The following is a 234-nucleotide window of genomic DNA, read 5'->3' on the forward strand; positions in this document are numbered from 1 at the left end:
ATACCATTTTGCTTTGTATTCCAACATAGTTCGAAATTGTGACCATGATACCTCACTAATTGCTTTTGCTAACTTATGATTCTTTAACATATTCAATACTTGCAAATCCTCTATACCGATAACATCGTGGTTTTTGATGATTTCAGTTGAAATTTTGTCCAAGTAATCTTTTCTAGCATTTGATATGTATTCATGAATTCTAGCTACCTTGAGGGTGTTGCAAAACTAAAATAA

The 234-nt window shown here is 31.2% G+C and carries 1 pseudogene; it reads right to left on the reverse strand.

Annotated features, from left to right (window positions below):
• Positions 1-213, reverse strand: a pseudogene (locus RT27_RS32215) (IS200/IS605 family accessory protein TnpB-related protein); the annotation flags it as partial.
• Positions 214-234 lie beyond the last annotated feature (21 nt).

The organism is Bacillus sp. L_1B0_5 (genome assembly GCF_000836715.1).
GTDB classification, from domain to species: Bacteria; Bacillota; Bacilli; order Bacillales; family Bacillaceae_G; genus Bacillus_A; species Bacillus_A thuringiensis_S.